The sequence below is a fragment of the Pseudomonas sp. Colony2 genome (assembly GCF_019382755.1).
GTDB lineage: Bacteria > Pseudomonadota > Gammaproteobacteria > Pseudomonadales > Pseudomonadaceae > Aquipseudomonas.
This window is the reverse complement of the sequence record NZ_CP080030.1, coordinates 1,320,797-1,343,687: the sequence shown is the minus strand read 5'-3', so window position 1 is coordinate 1,343,687 and position 22,891 is coordinate 1,320,797. Positions and strand designations below refer to the sequence as shown.

At 61.9% G+C, this 22,891-nt stretch carries 20 protein-coding genes; 12 read left to right on the top strand and 8 right to left on the bottom strand.

Features of this window, described 5'->3' with window-relative positions:
• The first annotated feature begins 10 nt into the window (after positions 1-10).
• The 3 genes from dapD (at position 11) to JV201_RS05590 (ending at position 2,730) form a co-directional block, all read left to right on the top strand.
• A complete protein-coding gene (gene dapD, locus JV201_RS05600) occupies positions 11-1,045 on the top strand; it encodes a 2,3,4,5-tetrahydropyridine-2,6-dicarboxylate N-succinyltransferase (RefSeq protein ID WP_003219342.1) in 1,035 nt (344 codons plus the stop codon).
• Between the two features lie 69 nt (positions 1,046-1,114).
• A complete protein-coding gene (locus JV201_RS05595) occupies positions 1,115-2,320 on the top strand; it encodes an aminotransferase class V-fold PLP-dependent enzyme (RefSeq protein ID WP_003219343.1) in 1,206 nt (401 codons plus the stop codon).
• Positions 2,317-2,730, top strand: coding sequence for a SufE family protein (locus tag JV201_RS05590; RefSeq protein WP_102605550.1), 414 nt, complete (start codon positions 2,317-2,319; stop codon positions 2,728-2,730). The genes JV201_RS05595 and JV201_RS05590 overlap by 4 nt, the downstream gene beginning before the upstream one ends.
• A gap of 117 nt (positions 2,731-2,847) precedes the next feature.
• On the opposite strand, the gene tcdA is transcribed toward JV201_RS05590, so the two are convergent.
• The gene (tcdA, locus tag JV201_RS05585) at positions 2,848-3,657 is read right to left on the bottom strand and encodes a tRNA cyclic N6-threonylcarbamoyladenosine(37) synthase TcdA (protein WP_219406612.1); all 810 of its coding nucleotides are present in this window, start codon (positions 3,655-3,657) and stop codon (positions 2,848-2,850) included.
• 219 nt (positions 3,658-3,876) lie between these two features.
• Between tcdA and JV201_RS05580 the strand changes: the two genes are divergently transcribed.
• The 4 genes from JV201_RS05580 to JV201_RS05565 all read left to right on the top strand — a co-directional run bounded on the left by JV201_RS05580 (position 3,877) and on the right by JV201_RS05565 (position 9,121).
• Positions 3,877-6,468, top strand: coding sequence for a glycosyltransferase (locus tag JV201_RS05580; RefSeq protein ID WP_003219347.1), 2,592 nt, complete (start codon positions 3,877-3,879; stop codon positions 6,466-6,468).
• 237 nt (positions 6,469-6,705) lie between these two features.
• On the top strand, positions 6,706-7,857 hold the full coding sequence (gene dapE, locus JV201_RS05575) for a succinyl-diaminopimelate desuccinylase (protein WP_219406611.1): 1,152 nt from the start codon (positions 6,706-6,708) through the stop codon (positions 7,855-7,857).
• Positions 7,857-8,666, top strand: coding sequence for a putative RNA methyltransferase (locus JV201_RS05570; protein WP_177049946.1), 810 nt, complete (start codon positions 7,857-7,859; stop codon positions 8,664-8,666). The genes dapE and JV201_RS05570 overlap by 1 nt, the downstream gene beginning before the upstream one ends.
• 77 nt (positions 8,667-8,743) lie before the next feature.
• Positions 8,744-9,121 carry a hypothetical protein gene (locus tag JV201_RS05565; RefSeq protein ID WP_008430491.1) on the top strand — a complete coding sequence of 126 codons (378 nt, stop codon included), beginning with the start codon at positions 8,744-8,746 and terminating at the stop codon, positions 9,119-9,121.
• 129 nt (positions 9,122-9,250) lie between these two features.
• Here the strand turns inward: JV201_RS05565 and JV201_RS05560 are convergent, their stop codons facing one another.
• Positions 9,251-9,460: a cold-shock protein gene (locus JV201_RS05560; protein WP_003219353.1), complete on the bottom strand. Its 210-nt coding sequence runs from the start codon at positions 9,458-9,460 to the stop codon at positions 9,251-9,253.
• A gap of 196 nt (positions 9,461-9,656) precedes the next feature.
• Between JV201_RS05560 and plsB the strand changes: the two genes are divergently transcribed.
• The 3 genes from plsB to JV201_RS05545 are packed head-to-tail and all read left to right on the top strand — an operon-like array spanning position 9,657 to position 13,332.
• Positions 9,657-12,161 carry a glycerol-3-phosphate 1-O-acyltransferase PlsB gene (gene plsB / locus JV201_RS05555; protein WP_102368222.1) on the top strand — a complete coding sequence of 835 codons (2,505 nt, stop codon included), beginning with the start codon at positions 9,657-9,659 and terminating at the stop codon, positions 12,159-12,161.
• 51 nt (positions 12,162-12,212) lie between these two features.
• On the top strand, positions 12,213-12,614 hold the full coding sequence (locus JV201_RS05550; RefSeq protein ID WP_003219355.1) for a YbaY family lipoprotein: 402 nt from the start codon (positions 12,213-12,215) through the stop codon (positions 12,612-12,614).
• A gap of 28 nt (positions 12,615-12,642) precedes the next feature.
• Positions 12,643-13,332 carry a DUF4197 domain-containing protein gene (locus JV201_RS05545; protein WP_003219356.1) on the top strand — a complete coding sequence of 230 codons (690 nt, stop codon included), beginning with the start codon at positions 12,643-12,645 and terminating at the stop codon, positions 13,330-13,332.
• 48 nt (positions 13,333-13,380) lie between these two features.
• Here JV201_RS05545 and JV201_RS05540 read toward each other — a convergent pair whose 3' ends face one another.
• The 3 genes from JV201_RS05540 to JV201_RS05530 all read right to left on the bottom strand — a co-directional run bounded on the left by JV201_RS05540 (position 13,381) and on the right by JV201_RS05530 (position 18,287).
• Positions 13,381-13,572: a hypothetical protein gene (locus JV201_RS05540; RefSeq protein ID WP_219406610.1), complete on the bottom strand. Its 192-nt coding sequence runs from the start codon at positions 13,570-13,572 to the stop codon at positions 13,381-13,383.
• Positions 13,573-14,114: 542 nt separating this feature from the next.
• Positions 14,115-17,180, bottom strand: a complete 3,066-nt coding sequence (locus JV201_RS05535) for an efflux RND transporter permease subunit (protein ID WP_219406609.1) — start codon at positions 17,178-17,180, stop codon at positions 14,115-14,117.
• A 6-nt stretch (positions 17,181-17,186) separates the two neighbouring features.
• The gene (locus JV201_RS05530; RefSeq protein ID WP_219406608.1) at positions 17,187-18,287 is read right to left on the bottom strand and encodes an efflux RND transporter periplasmic adaptor subunit; all 1,101 of its coding nucleotides are present in this window, start codon (positions 18,285-18,287) and stop codon (positions 17,187-17,189) included.
• A gap of 92 nt (positions 18,288-18,379) precedes the next feature.
• Between JV201_RS05530 and JV201_RS05525 the strand changes: the two genes are divergently transcribed.
• Entirely contained in the window at positions 18,380-19,018 is a 639-nt protein-coding gene (locus tag JV201_RS05525; protein ID WP_003219360.1) for a TetR/AcrR family transcriptional regulator, read from the top strand.
• Between the two features lie 819 nt (positions 19,019-19,837).
• On the opposite strand, the gene JV201_RS05520 is transcribed toward JV201_RS05525, so the two are convergent.
• On the bottom strand, positions 19,838-20,620 hold the full coding sequence (locus JV201_RS05520) for a class I SAM-dependent methyltransferase (protein ID WP_003219204.1): 783 nt from the start codon (positions 20,618-20,620) through the stop codon (positions 19,838-19,840).
• 96 nt (positions 20,621-20,716) lie between these two features.
• Between JV201_RS05520 and JV201_RS05515 the strand changes: the two genes are divergently transcribed.
• Positions 20,717-21,337 carry a hypothetical protein gene (locus JV201_RS05515; RefSeq protein ID WP_032898688.1) on the top strand — a complete coding sequence of 207 codons (621 nt, stop codon included), beginning with the start codon at positions 20,717-20,719 and terminating at the stop codon, positions 21,335-21,337.
• A gap of 3 nt (positions 21,338-21,340) precedes the next feature.
• Here the strand turns inward: JV201_RS05515 and JV201_RS05510 are convergent, their stop codons facing one another.
• Both JV201_RS05510 and JV201_RS05505 read right to left on the bottom strand, forming a co-directional pair.
• Positions 21,341-22,039 carry an extensin family protein gene (locus tag JV201_RS05510; RefSeq protein WP_219406607.1) on the bottom strand — a complete coding sequence of 233 codons (699 nt, stop codon included), beginning with the start codon at positions 22,037-22,039 and terminating at the stop codon, positions 21,341-21,343.
• Positions 22,040-22,042: 3 nt separating this feature from the next.
• Positions 22,043-22,870 carry an oxaloacetate decarboxylase gene (locus JV201_RS05505; protein ID WP_178911505.1) on the bottom strand — a complete coding sequence of 276 codons (828 nt, stop codon included), beginning with the start codon at positions 22,868-22,870 and terminating at the stop codon, positions 22,043-22,045.
• Positions 22,871-22,891 lie beyond the last annotated feature (21 nt).

Genomic DNA, 22,891 nt, shown 5'->3' with positions numbered 1-22,891 from the left:
AGGTAACAGCATGTCCAATTCCCTGTTCAGCCTGGGCTTCGGCGTCGGCACTCAGAACCGCCAAGGTGCTTGGCTGGAAGTGTTTTACGCACAACCGCTGCTCAATCCATCGGCTGAAATCATCGCGGCCATCGCGCCGATCCTCGGTTACACCGAAGGCAACCAGGCGATCACTTTCACCGTCACCCAGGCCCTGCAACTGGCTGACGCGCTCAAGGGCGTCGACGCTGCCCAAGCCGCCCTGTTGAGCCGCCTGGCTGAAAGCCACACGCCGCTGGTCGCCACCCTGCTGGCCGAAGACGCCGCACTGACCTCCACGCCTGAGGCCTACCTCAAGCTGCACCTGCTGTCCCATCGCCTGGTCAAGCCTCACGGCCTGAGCCTGGCCGGTGTGTTCCCGCAGTTGCCGAACGTGGCCTGGACCAGCCAGGGCGCAATCGACATCAATGAGCTGGCCGAGCGTCAACTGGAAGCGCGCCTGCGTGGCGACCTGCTGGAAGTGTTCTCGGTGGACAAGTTCCCGAAGATGACCGACTACGTGGTGCCGAGCGGCGTGCGTATCGCTGATGCCGCGCGGATCCGCCTGGGCGCCTACGTAGGCGAAGGCACCACCGTGATGCACGAAGGTTTCGTCAACTTCAACGCCGGTACCGAAGGCCCGGGCATGATCGAAGGCCGCGTGTCGGCTGGCGTGTTCGTCGGCAAGGGTTCGGACCTGGGCGGCGGTTGCTCCACCATGGGCACCCTGTCGGGTGGCGGCAACATCGTGATCAAGGTCGGCGAAGGCTGCCTGATCGGCGCCAACGCCGGTATCGGTATCCCGTTGGGCGACCGCAACACCGTGGAGTCGGGCCTGTACGTGACCGCCGGCACCAAGGTTGCGCTGCTGGACGAGCAGAACCAGCTGGTCAAGGTGGTCAAGGCCCGCGAGCTGGCCGGCCAACCGGACCTGCTGTTCCGCCGCAACTCCGAGACCGGTGCCGTGGAGTGCAAAACCCACAAATCGGCCATCGAACTGAACGCAGCGCTGCACGCTCACAACTAAGCAGCGACTCGATGCCACTAACGGCCCGCGCCTGACCGGTGCGGGCCGTTTATACGAGTCTTGATCACCATGCTTGTGCCCTCTCCCTGGCGCGCCGATTTTCCGGCCATCGCCACCCTGCAACGGCAAGACCAGACCTATCTGGACAACGCCGCCACCACGCAAAAACCTCAAGCCCTGCTGGACGCCATCAGCCATTACTACGCCAATGGCGCAGCCAATGTGCACCGTGCCCAGCACTTGCCGGGCGCCCATGCGACCCAGGCTTTCGAGGACAGTCGCAGCAAGGTGGCACAGTGGCTGAACGTCGGTGACGAGGGGCAAATCATCTTCACCCACGGCGCGACATCGGCGCTGAACCTCCTGGCTTATGGCCTTGAGCACCTATTCAACCCGGGCGACGAGATTGTCATCAGCGCCCTGGAGCACCACGCCAACCTGCTGCCGTGGCAGCAACTGGCCAAGCGTCGCGAGCTGGCGCTGGTGGTACTGCCGCTTGACGATGACGGCTTGATCGACCTGCAAGCCGCCGCCCAACTGATCGGCCCGCGCACCCGCCTGCTGGCGGTGAGCCAACTGTCCAACGTACTTGGCGCCTGGCAGCCGTTGCCGCAATTGCTGGCGCTGGCCAAGGCCCACGATGCACTGACGGTGGTCGATGGCGCCCAGGGCATCGTGCATGGTCGCCATGATATGCAGGCCCTGGGCTGCGACTTCTACGTGTTTTCCAGCCATAAACTCTATGGGCCGGACGGCGTCGGCGTGCTGTATGGCCGCACCGAAGCCCTGCATCACCTGCGCCACTGGCAGTTTGGGGGCGAGATGGTGCAGCAGGCTGATTATCAAAGCGCCAGTTTCCGCCCGGCGCCCCTCGGTTTCGAAGCCGGGACTCCGCCGATCGCCAGCGTGATCGGCCTGGGGGCAACCCTGGATTACCTGAGTTCCCTGGACCAGCAGGCGGTGACGGCTCACGAAGCCGCCCTGCACGACTACCTGTTGCGTGGCTTGCAAGCGCGCAATGGCGTGCGCTTGCTGGGGTCGCCGCACGTCGCCCTGGCCAGCTTCGTGGTGGAAGGCGTGCACAACGCCGACCTCGCCCACTTGCTGACCGAACAAGGGATTGCGGTGCGCGCCGGCCATCATTGTGCGATGCCGCTGCTCAAGCAGATGGGATTGTCGGGGGCGATTCGGGTGTCATTGGCGCTGTACAACGACTCCGATGACCTGGAGCGCTTTTTTGAAGCGCTGGATCAAGCCCTGGATATGTTGCGATGAGCTTGCCGACTGAGGCCGTTGTCGCGCTGGAAGCGTTCCAGGCGGTCGGCAGTTGGGAGCAACGAGCCCGCCTGCTGATGCAATGGGGCGAGCGGCTGCCCGCCTTGCCGGACGAAGACAAGGTAGACGTCAACCTGGTGCAGGGCTGTGAAAGCCTGGTGTGGCTGGTGGGGCGCTTGCAGGATGGGCATTGGCAGTTTGCCGCCAGCAGCGATGCACGGCTGATACGCGGGCTGGTGGCGTTGTTGCTGGCGCGGGTCAACGGTGTGTCTGCCGCCGAACTGCAAGCCGTCGACTTGCCCGGCTGGTTTGAGCAACTGGGCCTGTCGCGGCAGTTATCGCCGTCGCGCAGCAATGGGTTGAATGCGGTGTTGCAGCGCATGCGGCATCTGAGCCTCACACAAAACTAAATGTGGGAGCGGGCTTGCTCGCGAAAGCGGTGTATCAGTCGACCTGTCTGGTGACTGACACTCCGCCTTCGCGAGCAAGCCCGCTCCCACATTTTGATCTTCATTCCAGACTGAGATCTAAGGGGCCTGAACTCTGTCAGCAGGCCGGCGCACCCCGGCCACTATCTTGTCCACCGCCTTGGTCGCGGCCACCATGCCGAAGGTCGCAGTCACCATCATCACCGCGCCAAACCCGCCGGCGCAGTCCAGCTTCACGCCATCCCCGACAAAACTCTTCTGCAAACAGATGCTGCCGTCCGGCTTCGGGTAACGCAGCTGTTCGGTGGAGAACACGCAGGGCACGCTGTAATGGCGGGTCACAGTGCGGGAGAAGCCATAATCGCGACGCAACGTGGAGCGCACCTTCGACGCCAGCGGGTCATTGAACGTACGGTTCAAGTCACACACCTGAATCAACGTCGGATCAATCTGCCCGCCCGCGCCGCCGGTGGTGATGATCTGGATCTTGCGCCGCTTGCACCAGGCAATCAGTGCGGCCTTGGCGTTCACACTGTCGATGCAGTCGATCACGCAATCGATATTGGGCGTGATGTACTCGGCCATCGTCTCGCGAGTCACGAAGTCCGCCACCGCGTGCACGGTGCAATCCGGGTTGATGCCTTTCAGGCGCTCGGCCATGACCTCGACCTTGGCCTTGCCCACGGTGCTGTCCAGCGCATGCAGCTGGCGGTTGCTGTTGCTGACGCATACATCATCGAGGTCAAACAGCGAAATCTCGCCCACGCCACAGCGAGCGATGGCTTCCGCCGCCCACGAACCCACCCCGCCCACGCCGACGATGGCCACATGGGCCGCCTTCAGGCGCTCCAGGCCTTCAATGCCATACAAGCGGGCGACGCCGGCAAACCGTGGATCTTCTGTACTCATGACCATTACCCCAAAAACCGGCGCGCATTATAGGGCTACACAGCGACAAGTTTTAAACTACAAGCTACAAGTAAGAGAACTTACGACGAGTTGCACTGCCCAATGTCCGGTTTTTCCCGGCTTGCTGTACGGTCGGTGAAAGGCCAGTGTAGGATGCGCGCCGTTCGGCGCAGGCCGACACCTCTTTTCGTTCCACACCCTTTGGAACCCGAAATAGCCATGTCATCGCGTAAATTTGGACTCAACCTGGTGGTGGTGCTGGCAATCGCCGCGCTGTTCACCGGCTTCTGGGCGCTGATCAACCGCCCGGTCAATGCCCCTAACTGGCCCGAGCAGATCTCCGGTTTTTCGTACTCGCCGTTCCAGCAAGGCCAGTACCCACAGAAAGACCAGTATCCGACCGACGATCAAATGCGTCAGGACCTTGCGATCATGAGCAAGCTGACGGACAACATCCGTACCTACTCGGTCGACGGCACCCTGGGGGATATCCCCAAGCTGGCGGAAGAATTCGGCCTGCGGGTGACCCTGGGGATCTGGATCAGTCCGGACCTCGAGCGCAACGAGCGCGAGATCCAGCGCGCCATCGAAATCGCCAACAGCTCCCGCAGCGTAGTGCGGGTAGTGGTGGGCAACGAGGCGCTGTTCCGCGAGGAAATCACTCCGGAAGCGCTGATCGTGCTGCTGGATCGGGTACGGGCCGCCGTCAAGGTGCCCGTAACCACCTCCGAGCAATGGCACATCTGGGAACACAACCCGCAACTGGCCAAGCACGTCGACCTGATCGCCGCGCACATCCTGCCGTACTGGGAACATATCCCGGTGGACAAGGCCGGCCAGTTCGTCCTCGATCGCGCACGGGACCTGAAGAAGACCTTCCCGAAAAAGCCGCTGTTGCTGTCGGAGGTTGGCTGGCCGAGCAACGGACGGATGCGTGGCGGTGCTGACGCCTCCCCCGCCGACCAGGCGATTTACCTGCGCACGCTGGTTAACACGCTGAACCGCCAGGGCTACAACTACTTCGTGATCGAAGCGTTTGACCAGCCATGGAAAGCCAGCGACGAAGGCTCTGTAGGCGCCTATTGGGGCGTGTTCAACGCCGCACGCCAGCAGAAATTCAACTTTGATGGCCCGGTGGTCGCGATTCCGCAATGGCGAGTGCTGGCGATCGGCTCGGTGGTGCTTGCGCTGCTGTCCCTGACCCTGCTGATGATCGACGGCTCGGCCCTGCGCCAGCGCGGCCGTACGTTCCTGACCTTTATCGCGTTCCTGTGCGGGTCGGTATTGGTGTGGATCGGTTATGACTACAGTCAGCAATACAGCACTTGGTTCAGCTTGACGGTGGGCTTCCTGCTGGCACTCGGCGCCCTGGGCGTATTTATCGTGTTGCTGACCGAAGCCCATGAGCTGGCCGAAGCAGTCTGGACCCACAAACGCCGGCGTGAATTCCTGCCGGTTGAAGGGGATTCGGACTACCGCCCGAAAGTCTCGATCCACGTGCCGTGCTACAACGAGCCGCCGGAGATGGTCAAACAGACCCTCGACGCCCTGGCCGCCCTCGATTATCCGGACTACGAAGTCCTCATCATCGACAACAACACCAAGGACCCGGCCGTGTGGGAGCCGGTGCGCGACTACTGCGAAACCCTCGGCCCGCGCTTCAAGTTCTTCCACGTCTCGCCCCTGGCCGGTTTCAAGGGCGGCGCACTGAACTACCTGATCCCGCACACCGCCAAGGATGCCGAAGTGATCGCGGTGATCGACTCCGATTACTGCGTGTCGCCAAACTGGCTCAAGCACATGGTGCCGCACTTCGCCGACCCGAAAATCGCCGTGGTGCAGTCGCCACAGGATTATCGCGACCAGAACGAAAGCACCTTCAAGAAGCTCTGCTACGCGGAATACAAAGGCTTCTTCCATATCGGCATGGTCACCCGCAACGACCGTGACGCGATCATCCAGCACGGCACCATGACCATGACCCGTCGCTCGGTGCTGGAAGAGCTGGGCTGGGCCGACTGGTGCATCTGTGAGGATGCCGAGCTGGGCCTGCGGGTCTTCGAGAAGGGCCTGTCGGCGGCGTACTACCACGACAGCTACGGCAAGGGCCTGATGCCCGATACCTTTATCGACTTCAAGAAACAGCGTTTCCGCTGGGCCTACGGCGCGATCCAGATCATCAAGCGCCACACTGCGAGCCTCTTGCGCGGCAAGGACACCGAGCTGACCCGTGGCCAGCGCTACCACTTCCTCGCGGGGTGGTTGCCGTGGGTGGCCGACGGCATGAACATCTTCTTCACCGTGGGCGCCTTGTTGTGGTCGGCGGCGATGATTATCGTGCCGACGCGGGTTGACCCGCCGCTGCTGATTTTCGCGATCCCGCCACTGGCGTTGTTCGTGTTCAAGGTCGGCAAGATCATCTTCCTCTACCGTCGTGCGGTGGGTGTGAACCTGAAAGATGCGTTCTGCGCGGCACTGGCCGGGCTGGCGTTGTCGCACACCATCGCCAAGGCGGTGCTGTACGGGTTCTTCACCACCAGCATTCCGTTCTTCCGTACACCGAAGAACGCCGATAACCACGGTTTCTGGGTGGCGATCTCCGAAGCCCGGGAAGAGATGTTCATCATGCTGCTGTTGTGGGGTGCGGCACTGGGGATTTACCTGGTGCAGGGCCTGCCGAGCAATGACATGCGCTTCTGGGTGGTGATGTTGCTGGTGCAGTCGCTGCCGTATGTGGCGGCGCTGATCATGGCGTTCCTGTCGTCGCTGCCGAAACCGGCACCGAAGCAAGAGCCTGTGGCCGCTGCTTAAAATCCTGCGCAATGCACTAAACGGCGGCCTCTGGCCGCCGTTTTGCTATAAGATAACGGCCATTTTGTGAGACTTGGCCCAGGCCATTGCTTTGTGTGGGAGCGGGCTTGCTCGCGAATGCGCCGGGTCAGTTCATACATTGTTGACTGACACTCCGTATTCGCGAGCAAGCCCGCTCCCACACAAGCCCCCCTCCCACATAAGCCTTGCGCCCTGACATGCTTCTGGAGTTTTTACATGACGGCCCACGCCGACCTTTCGCCGACCCTCCAACTCGCTATCGACCTGATCCGCCGCCCGTCGGTGACGCCGGTCGACGCCGATTGCCAGAAGCTGATGATGCAGCGCCTGGGCGACGCCGGTTTTGCGCTTGAGCCGATGCGCATCGAGGATGTGGATAACTTCTGGGCCACCCACGGCAAACACGAAGGCCCGGTATTGTGCTTCGCCGGCCACACCGACGTGGTGCCGACCGGCCCGGTCAAGGCCTGGCAGAACGACCCGTTTGACGCGCTGATCGACGAAAACGGCATGCTCTGCGGCCGTGGCGCGGCCGACATGAAAGGCAGCCTGGCAGCGATGCTGGTCGCCTCCGAGCGCTTCGTGACGGACTACCCGGACCACAAGGGTTCGGTAGCATTCCTGATCACCAGTGACGAAGAAGGCCCGGCGCACCACGGCACCAAGGCGGTGATCGAACGCCTGGCAGCCCGCAAGGAGCGCCTGGACTGGTGCATCGTCGGCGAACCGTCGAGCACCACCCTGGTGGGCGACGTGGTCAAGAACGGCCGTCGCGGCTCCCTCGGCGCCACCCTGACCGTGCGCGGCGTGCAAGGCCATGTGGCCTACCCGCACCTGGCGAAGAACCCGATCCACCTGGCGGCTCCGGCCCTGGCCGAACTGGCCGCCGAGCACTGGGACGATGGCAACACCTTCTTCCCGCCTACCAGCTTCCAGATTTCCAACCTCAACTCCGGCACCGGCGCCACCAACGTGATCCCGGGCGACCTGACAGCGGTGTTCAACTTCCGCTTCTCCACCGAGTCCACCGTCGAAGGCCTGCGGCAGCGGGTCGCGGCGATTCTCGACAAGCATGGCCTGGACTGGCATGTGGAGTGGGCGCTGTCGGGCCTGCCGTTCCTCACCGAACCGGGCGCGTTGCTCGATGCGGTCTCCGCCAGCATCAAGGCCGTCACCGGTCGCGAGACCCAGGCGTCCACCAGCGGCGGCACCTCCGATGGGCGCTTCATCGCGACCCTCGGCACTCAGGTGGTGGAACTGGGCCCGGTCAACGCGACGATCCATCAGGTCAACGAGCGCATCCTCGCCAGCGACCTCGATGTGCTGACCGAAATCTACTACCAGACCCTGATCAAGTTGCTCGCCTGATGCTCGCTTGCCCCATTTGCAGCGCACCGCTACAGGAAGTGGACAACGGTGTAGCCTGCCCGGCCGGGCACCGTTTCGACCGGGCGCGCCAGGGTTACCTGAACCTGTTGCCGGTGCAGCACAAGAACAGTCGGGACCCGGGCGACAACCTGGCAATGGTGGAAGCGCGCCGCGACTTCCTCAACGCCGGGCACTACGCCCCGGTGGCCAGGCGCCTGGCCGAACTGGCTGCGGAACGCAAACCCCAGCGCTGGCTGGATATCGGCTGTGGCGAGGGTTACTACACCGCGCAAATCGCCGACACCCTGCTGCGCGCCGACGGCTACGCCCTGGATATTTCCAGGGAAGCGGTCAAGCGTGCCTGCAAGCGCAACCCCACGGTGACCTGGTTGATCGCCAGCATGGCCCGGGTGCCGTTGGCCGATGCCAGTTGCCAGTTCCTGGCCAGCGTGTTCAGCCCGCTGGACTGGCTGGAGGCCAAGCGCCTGCTCAGCCCGGGCGGTGGCTTGATGAAAGTCGGCCCCACCAGCGGCCACCTGATGGAACTGCGTGAGCGTTTGTACGACGAAGTGCGCGAGTACACCGACGACAAGCACCTGGCGCTGGTGCCGCAGGGCATGAGCCTGCAACACAGCGAAACCCTGGAGTTCAAGCTCAGCCTGGCCGATCCCAAGGATCGCGCCAACCTGCTGGCGATGACGCCCCACGGCTGGCGCGCGAGTGCCGAACGCCGGGCCCGGGTGATCGAAGCCGCCGAACCGCTGCTGGTCACTGTGTCGATGCGCTACGACTATTTCGTGCTTCAATAACCCATTATTTTTGTGGGCCTCGGGGCCCACACCGAATCCGCGAATGGATTTTCAAAATCCCGCAACGAGGAACATCCATGCGCCAACCTGATATCGAGATTTACCTCAAGGACGCCGACGTCGACCACAAGGCCATCGCCGCCTGGTTGGGCGCCGCCCTGGGCCCGTGCACCGACTGGGTCCAGCGCGGCCAGACCTACAAGTGCAAAGCCGGCAGCGTACCGGTCACCTGGCTGCCGAAAGCCGTAGGCAAATGGAACAGCCTGTACCTGGAAAGCGACCAGACCCCGTGGGAAGACGACATCGCCTGCGCCCGCGCAGCCTTTGCCGCGCTGAACGTCGAAGTGCGTTGCGCGCCGGGCAGCTGGGTAGAGGAAGAAGGTGAAGAAAGCGCGGATACCTGGATTCGTATCAGCGCAGACGGTGAAGAGCAGATCACCTGGAAAACAACCTGAGGGATCGTTCCCACGCTCTGCGTGGGAATGCAACCTGTGACGCTCCGCGTCACGATTAAAAGCAGACGCGGAGCGTCCAAAGAAGCATTCCCACGCAGAGCGTGGGAACGATCAACGATCACGCCAAGGTTACAGGCCCACCACATCCTCAGCCTGCAAGCCCTTCTCGCCCGTCACCACGGCGTACTCCACCTGCTGGCCTTCAGCCAATGAACGATGCCCTTCACCGCGAATGGCGCGGTAGTGCACAAACACATCCTTGCCATCTTCCCGCTGGATAAAGCCATAGCCCTTGGCGTCGTTGAACCACTTCACATTGCCGGTTTCGCGCGTTGCCATCTGTTTTGCTCCCACATGCTTTTTATAAGTACGTTTATTGTTGAGTCGTCGCAGTTGAACTGCCGAGTATAAGACAGGCTCAAAAAGCTTCAACTCAAGATTACTTCGCCGCTTTTTTGCCGATTTTCGGCTAATACTGCACACTAGCGCCCCGAGCACCTGCCCGGTTTTTTTCCCCACTCAAAGCAGAAGCCGTATGACCCGTTCTCCCTTTCGCCGTCTGGTATTTGGCACCTTGCGCCGGCTGTTGTACCTCTGGGTTCGCTCAGAGACGATCAACCAGTCGTCCCTTACCTTGAACCTCGACCGCAGTCGTCCGGTGTTTTACGTCCTGCAATCTCCATCCCTCACCGAATTGGCGGTGGTTGATACCGAATGTACCAAGGCCGGCCTGCCGCGCCCGGTGCTGCCGGTGTCGGTCGGCCCGCTGATGGAGCCGGCGGCCTTCTTCTACCTGACGCCCGACCCCGACTGGCTGGGGCGCCAGGACAAGCGTGGGGCCCCACCCACCCTGACCCGCCTGGTGGATGTGCTCACCGAACACGCCGAAGAGAATGCACAGATCATTCCAGTCAGCGTGTTCTGGGGCCAGTCGCCCGACAGCGAGTCCAGCCCCTGGAAACTGCTGTTCGCCGACAGCTGGGCCGTCACCGGCCGCCTGCGCCGGCTGCTGAGCATCCTGATCCTGGGCCGCAAGACCCGGGTGCAATTCTCCGCGCCCATCAACCTGCGTGAGTTGATCGAGCACAATAAAGGCCACGAACGCACCGTGCGCATGGCCCAGCGCATCCTGCGGGTGCACTTTCGCAACCTGAAAACCGCAGTGATCGGCCCCGACCTGTCCCACCGGCGCAACCTGGTGAAGGGCCTGGTGAACATGCCACTGGTACGCCAGGCGATCCTCGACGAGGCCGAACGCGAGAAAATCACCCCCGAGAAAGCCAAGGCCCAGGCTCTGCGCTATGGCAACGAGATCGCCTCGGACTACACCTACACCGCCATCCGTTTCCTCGAAGTGGTGCTGAGCTGGTTCTGGAACAAGATCTACGACGGCATCAAGGTCAACAACATCGAAGGTGTGCAAAAGGTCGCCCAGGGCTACGAGGTGATCTATGTACCGTGCCATCGCAGCCATATCGACTACCTGCTGCTCTCCTATCTCCTGTTCAAGAATGGCTTGACCCCGCCGCACATCGCCGCCGGGATCAACCTGAACATGCCGGTGATCGGCAGCCTGTTGCGCCGTGGCGGGGCGTTTTTCATGCGCCGTACTTTCAAGGGCAACCCGCTGTACACCTCGGTGTTCAACGAATACCTGCACACCTTGTTCACCAAGGGTTTCCCGGTGGAATACTTCGTCGAAGGCGGACGCTCGCGCACCGGGCGCATGCTGCAACCGAAGACCGGGATGCTGGCGATCACCCTGCGCAGCTTCCTGCGTTCCTCGCGCATGCCCATCGTGTTCGTGCCGGTGTACATCGGCTATGAGCGGGTGCTGGAAGGCCGCACTTACCTGGGCGAACTGCGCGGTGCGAGCAAGAAGAAAGAGTCGATTTTCGATATTTTCAAAGTGGTCGGCGCCCTCAAGCAGCGCTTTGGCCAGGTCGCCGTGAACTTCGGCGAACCGATCAAGCTGGCTGAATTCCTCGACAGCGAGCAGCCCGACTGGCGCTCCCAGGAGCTGGGCCCGAACTACAAGCCGGCGTGGCTCAACGAAACCACCAACCGCCTCGGCGAACGGGTGGCGCAACACTTGAACGAAGCGGCGGCGATCAATCCGGTGAACCTGGTGGCCCTCGCGCTGCTGTCCACCACCCGCCTGGCCCTGGACGAACAGGCGATGGCGCGCCAGCTGGATCTGTACCTGGCACTGCTGCGCAAGGTGCCCTACTCGCCCCACACCACCCTGCCGGAAGGCGACGGCCTGGCGCTGATCAAGCACGTCAAGGACATGCACCTGCTGTCGGAACAGAGCGATGCACTGGGCAAGATCCTCTACCTGGACGAGCAGAACGCCGTCCTGATGACCTACTACCGCAACAACGTGCTACACATCTTCGCCCTGCCGGCGCTGCTGGCAAGTTTCTTCCAGAGCAGCTCGCGGATGAGCCGCGAACAGATCCTACGCTATACCCGTGCGCTCTACCCGTACCTGCAATCGGAGCTGTTTATCCGCTGGTCCCTGGACGAGCTGGACGCGGTGGTCGACCAGTGGCTCGAAGCCTTCGTCGAACAAGGCCTGCTGCGTTTTGAAAACGACGTGTACCTGCGCCCGGCGCCGAGCTCACGGCAGTTTGTGCTGTTGACCCTGCTGTCCAAGAGCATCGCCCAGACCCTGCAACGCTTCTACATGGCGATCTCGCTGCTGCTCAACAGCGGCCAGAACAGCATCAGCGCCGAAGAGCTGGAAGACCTGTGCACGGTCATGGCCCAGCGCCTGTCGATCCTGCACGGCCTGAATGCCCCGGAGTTCTTCGACAAGAGCCTTTTCCGACATTTTATCCAGACCCTGCTGGAGCAAGATGTGCTGCGTCGCGACGAGGCCGGCAAACTGAGCTATCACCCGCTGCTGGGTGAGCTGGCCGAAGGTGCAGCCAAACGCGTATTGCCCGCGGAGATTCGCCTGTCGATTCGCCAGGTCGCACTGCATCGCAGCGAAGAGGCGCCAGACCAGCCTGTGGTACCCGAAGAAACACACTAGAGTGACCGAGGCGCCAGGGTGTTTCTGGCGCCGTTGACAAGGAGCTGCACCATGAAAAAAATCATCCTCCTGGGCCTGACCGCCCTGCTGGGAGCCTGCCAGACCATGAGCCCCGCGCCCAAAGCCAGCCTCGATGGCGAAGTGTTCTACCTGCAACGCATCGCCCTGCCGCCCGCCGCCACCTTGAGTGTGACCCTGCAGGATGTGTCCTTGATGGATGCCCCGGCCGTGACCCTGGCCGAGCAGAAAGGCCCGGTGAAAGGCCAGGTGCCGCTGCCCTTTCACCTGAGCTACGACCCGACCCAGGTCAAGCCTGGCCACAGTTACTCGGTAAGCGCTCGCATCGAACTGGAGGGCAAGCTACTGTTTATCACCACCGAACGGCACTCCGTGCAGTTGAACGGCCAGGACCCACAACCGCTGCGCCTGCGCGTGGATGCGGTTGCACACTGATTAAAATATCGAACATAAGGAAGCGCCCATGCTCCGTAACTCCCTTCGCCTCACTGCCCTGTGCGCCGGCTTGCTGCTCGGTGCCAACGCCATGGCCTTGTCCCTCGGCAGCCTGTCCCAGGGCGACGCCACCGGCGGCCTCAAGGATGCACTGACCCAAGGCGCACAGATTGCCGTGAAACAACTGGGTGTGCCCGGTGGTTTCAGCAACAACCCCGAAGTGAAGATCGGCCTGCCGGGCAAGTTGGGCAAAGTCGCTGACAAGTTGAAAATGTTCGGCATGGGTGACCAGGTCACGCAACTTGAAACCAGCATGAACAAGGCGGCCGAGTCTGCTGTCACCCAGGCCCAGCCGATCCTGGTAAACGCGGTGAAAAACATGAGCGTGACCGATGCCAAGGGCATCCTCACCGGCGGCCAGGACTCGGCCACCCAGTACCTGAACAAAAGCAGCCGTGACGAGATCCGGGCCAAGTTCCTGCCGATCGTCAAGGCCGCTACCGACAAGGTCGGCGTGGCCCAGCAGTACAACGCGCTCGCCGGCAAGGCCGCCACCTTTGGCGCCATTGATGCCAAGAGCGCCAATGTCGAAAGCTACGTGACCGAACAGGCGCTGGACGGGCTGTTCAAGATGATCGCCCAGCAGGAAGAAACCATTCGCAAGAACCCGGCGGCGGCTGCCACCAGCTTGGCCAAGAAGGTGTTCGGGGCGCTGTAGACCATACCCGGCAACTAAAAACGCCCTGAACTATTCAGGGCGTTTTTTTTAATAGCGGCACTTGCAAGGCAAATCACTACCCACGGCATTGCTGTTGCTGCTGTTGGTGGTGTTGTTTTCGGTTTTGATATTAATGTTGATCTCGGGCTGGCCATTGCCATTGGGCCGACCGAAATTCGGCCCTATTCCAAATACAGCCGCCAACAGGTGCAGTGGTGAAACCAGTATTGGAAAAATCATACACACTCCTCGATATCTATGGTCAAAAGCCCCCTCTGAGTGGCAAGGCAGCCCGAGTGGTTCCCGGGCTGCCTCGAGTCAGCGGCTATCGATGGATCGGAAAGAGTGCCGATGACCTCTGGTAGGGTTGGTGGGCCTCATGCACCGGCGCCTGGTGATACGGCTTGGGCCGCGCAGGCAAGACAGGCCCCGTTGGTCGGGAGTGATGGCCGTGGTTGAAACCGGGCCGTCCATGGCCGGGCTTGTGCGGTCGCGCCGTATCAGCTTCTTTATTGGAACCAGGCAACAGATTGCCCAGCAGTGACCCCAGGAAAGCACCTTTGAAAGCTGCCAGGGCAGACAAAATAAACATATGACACTCCATGAACTCATTGTTGTTCATCGGGACCGCAGGCTTGCGGCCCCGACAACGACGTCTGTCAATCAGACAATTCTGAGTGGAGCACCACGGGCAAACGTTCCGTCGCCCAGGGTCGTAGTTTGCGTCTATGTGTGAATGAGCAGAGGCATTTCCTTACAGGACACCCCTGCCACTCGCAGCCTTACACCGCCTCCTTGCGCACCCGAAACCACGCCGCATACAGCGCGGGCAGGAACAACAGGGTCAATGCCGTCGCAACAATCAAGCCGCCCATGATCGCCACGGCCATCGGCCCGAAGAACACGCTGCGGGACAGCGGGATCATCGCCAGTACGGCCGCCAGCGCCGTCAGCACAATCGGCCGGAAGCGCCGCACGGTCGCCTCGATAATCGCCTGCCAGGGAGCCAGGCCGGCCTTGATGTCCTGCTCGATCTGGTCCACCAGGATCACCGAGTTACGCATGATCATCCCCGACAGCGCGATGGTCCCCAGCATCGCCACGAACCCAAAGGGCTGGCGGAATACCAGCAGGAACAGTGTCACCCCGATCAGGCCCAAGGGCGCCGTGAGAAACACCATCGCGGTGCGGGAAAAGCTGCGCAATTGCAGCATCAGCAAGGTCAGCACCACCACGATAAACAGCGGCACACCGGCCTTGACCGAGTTCTGCCCACGGGCGGAATCCTCGACCGTGCCGCCAACTTCCAGCAGGTAGCCGTCCGGCAGTTCAGCGCGCACGCCTTCGAGGGTCGGCAGGATCTGCTGCACCAGGGTGGCCGGTTGTTCCTTGCCGTAAATATCGGCGCGAACGGTCACGGTCGGCAGGCGATTACGGTGCCAGATGATGCCTTCCTCAAAGCCGTATTCCAGGGTCGCGATCTGCGACAGCGCAACGCTCTTGCCGTTGTCGGTCGGCACCGCCAGGCTTGGCAGCAGCGACAGCTCGGTGCGCTCATGCACCGTGCCGCGCAGCAGGATTTCGATCAACTCGTTGTCTTCGCGGTACTGGCTGACGCTGGAGCCCGTGAGGGAACTCTGGAGGAATTTCGACAGGTTGGCGGTGCTCACGCCGAGGGCACGGGCGCGGTCCTGGTCAACGTTGAGGTAGACGATCTTGCTCGGCTCTTCCCAATCCAGGTGCACGTTGACCACGTGGGTATTTTCGCGAACCTTGGCCGCCACTTTCCGCGCCAGGGCCCGGACTTCTTCGATGTGCTCGCCCGTTACCCGGAACTGCACGGGGTAGCCAACCGGAGGGCCGTTTTCAAGCCGCGTAACCCGCGAACGCAGGTCCGGGAATTGTTCGTTGAGGGTTTCGATCAGCCAGGTGCGCAAGCTTTCGCGCTCCTCGATGGTCTTGGCCAACACCACAAACTGGGCAAAGCTGGCGGCCGGCAGTTGCTGGTCCAGCGGCAGGTAGAAACGTGGCGAACCGGTACCGACATAGGCCACATAATTTTCAATACCTGCATGTTCCTTGAGCAAGGCTTCAAGGCGTTTGACCTGGTCAGCCGTATTGCTCAGGGACGCGCCTTCAGCCAGTTTCAGGTCGACCATCAGTTCCAGTCGCCCGGAAGCCGGGAAGAACTGCTGGGGCACAAAGCGGAACAGCGCCACCGAGCCGATAAACAGCAGCAAGGTCAGGACGATCACCGTCTTGCGCCGACGCACGCACCATTCCACCAGGCGTCTTACGCGCTGATAGAAGGGTGTGCCGTAGGGATCCGGCCCGTCGGTGCCATGCTTGGCCGCATGAATCTTCGCCAGGTCCGGCAGGAGTTTTTCCCCCAGGTACGGCACGAACATCACTGCGGCGACCCACGAGGCCAGCAGCGCAATGGTCACCACCTGGAAGATCGAGCGGGTGTATTCACCGGTGCTCGATTGCGCCGTGGCAATCGGCAGGAAACCCGCGGCCGTGATCAGGGTGCCGGTGAGCATCGGGAAGGCTGTGCTGGTCCAGGCGAAACTGGCGGCCTTGAGCCGGTCGTACCCCTGCTCCATTTTGATCGCCATCATTTCCACGGCGATGATCGCATCGTCCACCAGCAAGCCCAGCGCCAGCACCAGCGCGCCGAGGGAGATTTTGTGCAGGCCGATGCCGAGGTAATACATGGTGGCAAACGTCATGGCCAACACCAGCGGAATCGCCAGGGCGACCACCATGCCGGTGCGCACGCCCAGAGAGAAAAAGCTCACCAGCAACACAATCGCCAGGGCCTCGGCGAGCACCTGGACGAATTCGCCGACACTGGTTTTTACCGCTGCCGGCTGGTCCGACACCTTGCGCAGTTCCATACCGGCAGGAAGGTTCTTCTGCAGGCGTGCGAATTCGCCTTCCAGGGCCTTGCCCAGCACCAGGATGTCGCCACCATCACGCATGGCCACGGCCAGCCCGATGGCGTCGGCGCCCATGTAGCGCATGCGCGGTGCCGGTGGATCGTTGAAGCCACGATGAATCTCGGCCACGTCACCGATACGGAACGTACGATCACCGACGCGGATCGGGAAGTCGCGAATCTCCTTAACGGTCTTGAAGTTGCCGGACACCCTTAACTGCACGCGCTCGCTCGGGGTTTCAAAGAAGCCGGCGGTGGACACCGCGTTCTGTTCCTGCAACGCCTGCTGCACGGCCGCCAGCGGCAGGCCGAGGGTGGCGAGCTTGAGGTTGGACATCTCGATCCAGATCTTCTCGTCCTGCAAGCCCAGCAGTTCGACCTTGCCGACATCCGGCACCCGTTGCAGCTGAATCTGGATGCGGTCGGCGTAGTCCTTGAGCACGGCGTAGTCAAAGCCATCGCCGGTCAGGGCGTAGATATTGCCGAAGGTGGTGCCGAATTCATCGTTGAAAAACGGGCCCTGGATATCCGGTGGCAGGGTCTGGCGAATATCGCTGATTTTCTTGCGCACCTGGTACCAGAGGTCCGGGATCTCTGCGGAGTGCATCGAGTCCCGGGCCATGAAGGTGACCTGGGATTCACCGGGCCGCGAGAAGGAGACGATGCGCTCGTAGTCGCCGGTCTCCATCAATTTCTTTTCAATACGCTCGGTGACCTGGCGCGACACTTCCTGGGCCGTAGCGCCTGGCCAGTTGGTCTTGATCACCATGGCCTTGAAGGTAAACGGCGGGTCTTCGCTTTGTCCCAGCTTGGTGTAGGACAAGGTGCCGACCACTGCCAGCAGGATCATCAGGAACAGTACGATCTGGCGATTACGCAACGCCCATTCGGAAAGATTGAAACCCATCGGGGACTACTCCTTGGCCGCCAGACTTACCACTCGATTGGCGCGATCCACCGGGCGCACTTGCTGGCCCTCATGGAGTACATGCACACCGGCGGCGATCACCCAATCAGTGGGGTTCAAGCCTTCCAGCACCGGCACGGTTTTCTCGCCAAAGGCGCCGATCCGCACCGGTGTGCGCTTGAGGGTATTGTCGGGCTGCACCACCCAGACGTAGGACGCGCCGTTCTCCGCACTCAGGGCAGACAGCGGTACCGCCAGGGGAATCACCCCGTCAGCCTGGATGAAGACGCGAGCGCTCTGCCCCAGTTCCGCAGGCACTTTGCCGCCGGTAAACGCGACGCGGGCGGCGAAGGTTCGCGACTTTGGATCGGCAGCCGGCGACAGTTCGCGGATGCGGCCGTTGAAGCGCTGGTCGGGCTGGCTCCACAGTTCCACGGACACCGGCTGGCCAATCTTGAAACGCCCGAAGCTTTGCTCCGGCAGGCTGATCAACACCTCCCGCTCGCCATCGGTGGCCAGGGTGAATACGGTCTGGCCGGCCGACACCACCTGGCCGACTTCCACTGCACGCTTGGCGACCACGCCATCCTGGGGTGCGCGCAACACGGCGTAACCGGCCTGGTTATTGGCCACGTCGAATTCGGCCTTGATCTGCTTGAGGCGTGCTTCACCGGAGCGGTAGAGGTTTTCGGAGTTGTCGTACTGGGAGCGGCTGACCATCTGACGGTCCATCAGGGTCTTGTAGCGGTCACGCTCGGCGCGTACCAGGCTCAGGTTGGCGTCGGCAGCGGCGACCTGGGCGCGGGTGGCTTCCAGTTGCAGGCGTACGTCCTGAGGGTCGAGTTCGGCCAGGGGCTGGTTGGCCTTGACGCGCTCGCCCTCCTCCACCAGTCGTCGGCTGACTTTGCCGCCAGTGCGAAAGGCCAGGTCGGGTTCATAGCGTGCACGCACCTCGCCCGGGTAGCTGTCGGAAGCCTGCGCCGAAGGCTCTGGCTGAACCACCATGGCCGGGCGGACGGTGGTTTGCGCCGCTTCTTCATGGCCACAGGCAGCCAACAGGAATAACAAGCTGGCAGGCAACGCGAGTGGCAGGAAATAGCTGCGCATGCTGAAGGACCTTTCGCTAATGGTGCTAGGAATAATTATACTGGCCAGTATGTTATTAATACCAAACTCACCAGTCCAGTAATAAAGTGAAAATGTCCGACAATCCTGTGAACACCAATAGCCCCGGGCGTCCCAAGGACATGGCAAAACGCCAGGCGATTCTTGATGCGGCGAAGATCCTGTTTTTGAGTAATGGGTATGCCAGTACCAGCATGGATGCCGTGGCAGTGGAGGCCGGGGTGTCGAAGCTGACGGTGTACAGCCATTTCACCGACAAGGAGACGCTGTTCTCGGCGGCGGTGGTTGCCAAGTGCGAAGAGCAGTTACCGGTGATGTATTTCGAGCTGCCCGAGGGTATGCCGGTGGAGAAGGTGCTGCTCAATATCGCCCGCGGGTTTCATGTGCTGATCAATAGCGAGGAGTCGGTGAACCTGCATCGGTTGATGATGACTTCCGGGAGTCAGGATCCGAAGTTGTCGCAGATCTTTTTCGAGGCCGGGCCGATGCGTATGTTGCAGGGGATGGAGCGGCTGCTCGGTAAGATCGACCAGAGTGGCGCATTGCGTATTGCCAAGCCGTTCACCGCGGCGGAGCATTTTTTCTGTTTGCTCAAGGGGACGGCGAATTTTTGTTTGTTGTATGGGTGCGGGGGGCAACTGAGCGCAGAGGCGGCCGAGGAGCATGTGCAGGAAGTGGTTGGGTTGTTCATGCGGGCTTATCGGGCTTTTTGAACTGAGTACATATCCGTTTTTTGGGTCAGGGCCGCTTATGGTTCCGCTCTTACAGCGGCTCACTTTTGAACAGCGCAAAAGTAAGCAAAACGCTCTTGCCCCACCACTCGGCACCTCGCCTAGGCTCGGTGTGCCCTCACTCCGGCTTTGGACCGTGGGCCGCCGTCATGGGCCATCCTTGGCCCAGGACGGCTAACCTGGCGTCCTGCCGGGTTACCCACGCTCCAAAGCCTGCGTTCGGCCAGCGTGGTTTAACGGGRCGCCTAAGATCAAGATCAAAAGCAGATCAACAGCACAGCGGCCTMCCGGCCGGCTTGAGTGTTACAAGCAAAAGCAAATACCAGAGCGAAAACAGCTCTGCTTTTCTGTGGGAGCGGGCTTGCTCGCGAAAAACCAGAGGACGCCGCGTTGAATCAGGATACCCACGTCATCGTTAACGACCTTCGCGAGCAAGCCCGCTCCCACATTTGGACCGTGCCCGCTTTAGCTTTTGATTTTGCTTTTAACACTCAAGCCGGCCGGGAGGCCGCTGTGCTCTGCTTTTGATCTGCGGGCCCCGTCAACCACGATGGCCGCAAGTAGGCACGGTGGAGCGGGTAAATCGGCAGGGATGCCGATTTAGCCGCGCCGGGCCATGGATGGCCCGTCGCGGCGGCCCGCGGAACCGTGCCGGAGTGCGGGCATGCCGAGCCTAAGCGAGGCACCGAGTGGTGGGGCAAAGACCTTTTGGTTACTTTTGGGGCGTTTGCCAAAAGTGACCCGCTGTAAGAGCGGAACCCTAAGTGGCCGTTACCTAAATAACGGATATGTACTCAACCCTCAGGACTTCAGCGCCTTCTTAGGATAAATGTCATACCGACTGGACTTCCCATCCAACGCATGACTCGGCTTAACCCCCTCAATACAAGGCGCCTTACGCGGCCGCTTGACCACCACCCGATGACTGGCCAAAGCCAACGCCGCCGCCAACAACGCCGGCGCATCCGGATCATCCCCCACCAGCGGCCGAAACAACCTCATCTCCTTCTTCACCAACGCCGTCTTCTCCCGATGCGGAAACATCGGATCCAGATAAATCACCTGAGGCGGCTCCCCCTCCCAATCGCGCATCACCTCAATGGAGTTGCCCTTGAGCAACCTCATCCGCGCCACAATCGGCGCCACCTCAAAATCTTCTGCACCTCGCGCCAAGCCATCTTCCAGCAACGCCCCAATCAACGGCTGGCGTTCAATCAGGCTCATCTCGCAACCCAGGCTGGCCAACACAAATGCATCCTTTCCCAACCCGGCGGTAGCATCCAGCACCCTGGGCCGCACGCCCTGCGCCACACCCACCGCCTTGGCAATCATTTGCCCGCTGCCGCCGCCATACAGACGCCGGTGCGCCGCCCCACCCTCCACAAAATCCACCCGCACCGGCCCCGGCGCCTCAGGCCCCAGCTGTTGCAACTGCAGCCCCTGCTCCCCCACCTGCAAGGCAAAGTCCGCCTCATCCAGTTGCAAAGGCAACCCCAGCTGCTCGGCCCAGTGCTGCGCACGCGCCTGAAAACCTTCGGCCAAGGCCTCGACCCGAATGCGGCTGGCCGCTGGTTGTTCGCTCATCGGTGACTACGCTCAAAAATATTAAGGATCGGCAAAAAGCGGCCGATAAAAAAAAGGATCCGGCATTTTGCCAGAGCTGAGCGACGATCGAGAGAAATGTCAGACATTCCTTCGCTATTCACCGGTGTACTGCCGACCCACAACCACTTCGGCCTGCGCAATACCCAAGCGCTGGCCGGCGTCAGTCATGTGTGGCAGGACTTCTTCGCCCAGGCGTTGGCCGAACAGCTCGGCGACACGCCGGGCGCGCTCGCCAAGTCGGTGGCGAAACCTGTGGACCCGGCGGTAGAACCCAGCGAAGGCAGTGACCTGCTGTCGCAGATCGTCACCCAGCGCGCCTGTGATGTGACAGACACCGAGATCGCCCCGCCCGAGCCGCTGTTCCTGCCCATCGCCGAATTCGAACTGGAACTGCTGCCACCGGCCCCGCCACCGTACCCGGCGGAAGAAGTGGTCGCCCAGCAAAAGCAGCAAAACTTCGAAAGCGCCTGGGTGCGCCCGATCGTCCTGACCGCCGGCCAACCGCTGCCCGAACCGGGTCCCGCGCCGCAACCACGCCCGCTGCATTTGCCTATCGCCGAATTCGAACTGGACCTGCTGCCACCACCACCGCCACCGTTCCCGGCAGAAGAGCTGGTTGAGCAACAGAAAGCCCTGGATTTCGACAGCCGCTGGGCGCGTCCGCTGATCCTGCACAACCTGCGCCTGGCCGCCTGACCCTCAGCGACACACCCACCACCGACCCATGTCCAGATGAAAGTGATTACGGTGGGCGGCGTTGTAATCCGGGCTCAACACCACATTGAAATCCTTGCAGGCGCCGTCGCGCACTTGCTGCAGGAAGCGCGCACGCTCGCCGTCACCCGGCCAATCCTTGAGCACACTGATGGTGCGCCCGTCCGCCAGGCGAAACCCGGCGATATCCAACGCATTGGCCGACGCATGCTGGCTGAGTCGCCCGTTGGCGCGGTTGTAGATATTGCGACAGGCAAAGCTGCCCAGGTGATCGACCCGCGTCACTGCCTGGCCAAACACCGCCTGGGCCGCTGGTTGCAGGCTATGGCGCTCGAACAGGGCGAACGCCACGGCCAGCGGGCAACTGGCGAGAAAGCTGCTGCTCAAGCCGACATCAGCGCCTTGGACCCGCAATGTATTGCGCAGCGGGCAAGCCGCGTCGGCAGGGCTGTCCGCCTGATGGGCGACCCGCAGCCCGGAGGTCTTCAGCACTTGGTCACATAGGGCAGGATCATCCTGCAAACGCCCAAGCTTGAATCGGGTCAGCAGGTTCGGGCTTGCCCGCACGTCCAGCGGCGCCCACGGGTTCCACTCATCGGGCAGCGGCACCCAGCCCCGCCACACGCCAACCAACACACCACCTGCCAACACCAGCAGCACGCCCAGCACCTTGAAGAAACGCACGCCTCAGCCCTTGAACAGTTGATTGGCCTGGTTGAACGGCATCGAGCGCTCAGTGAAGGTAAACGTGCCCAACTCATGAACCTCCTGGGCCGCCCTGAAGAACTCGCCATAAGCCGCCAGGGCCATGGCCGAGCCGACGCTGATGCGCTTGACGCCCATCTCGCTCAACTGCGCCACGCTGAGTTTCAGGGCGCCTGACATCAAGATATTCACGGGCTTGGGTGCAACCGCCTTCACCACCGCCAATACTTCCTCGGCACTGCGCAGGGCCGGTGCATAGAGCACGTCGGCGCCAGCTTCGGCGTAGGCCTGCAGGCGGCGAATGGTGTCGGGCAAATCCAGCCGGCCATGCAGGAGGTTTTCCGCGCGGGCGGTCAGGGTGAAGGGGAATGGCAAACTGCGGGCAGCGGCGACTGCGGCTTCGACGCGCTCCACGGAAAGATCAAAGGGATAGATCGGGTCGACGGCAATTCCGGTGGCGTCTTCGATGGAGCCACCGACAATCCCAGTCGCTGCCGCCCGCAGGATAGTCTTGGCGCAGCCTTCAGGGGTGTCACTGAAGCAGTTTTCCAGGTCGGCGGCGACGGGCAGCGAGGTCGCCTGGACGATCGCCCCGGCATTGCCCAAGGTGTCTTCCAGGGACAACGCACCTTCGGCATCCGGGCGGCCGAGGCTGAAGGCAAAGCCGGCGCTGGTGGTGGCCAGGGCTTCAAACCCCAGGCTGGCGAGCATTTTTGCGGAGCCGGCATCCCATGGATTGGGCATCACGAACGCGCGGTCACGCTCATGCAGGGCCTTGAAGGTTTCGGCGCGAAGGGTTTGGGCATCCATGACTGACTCCTGTCGGGAAAA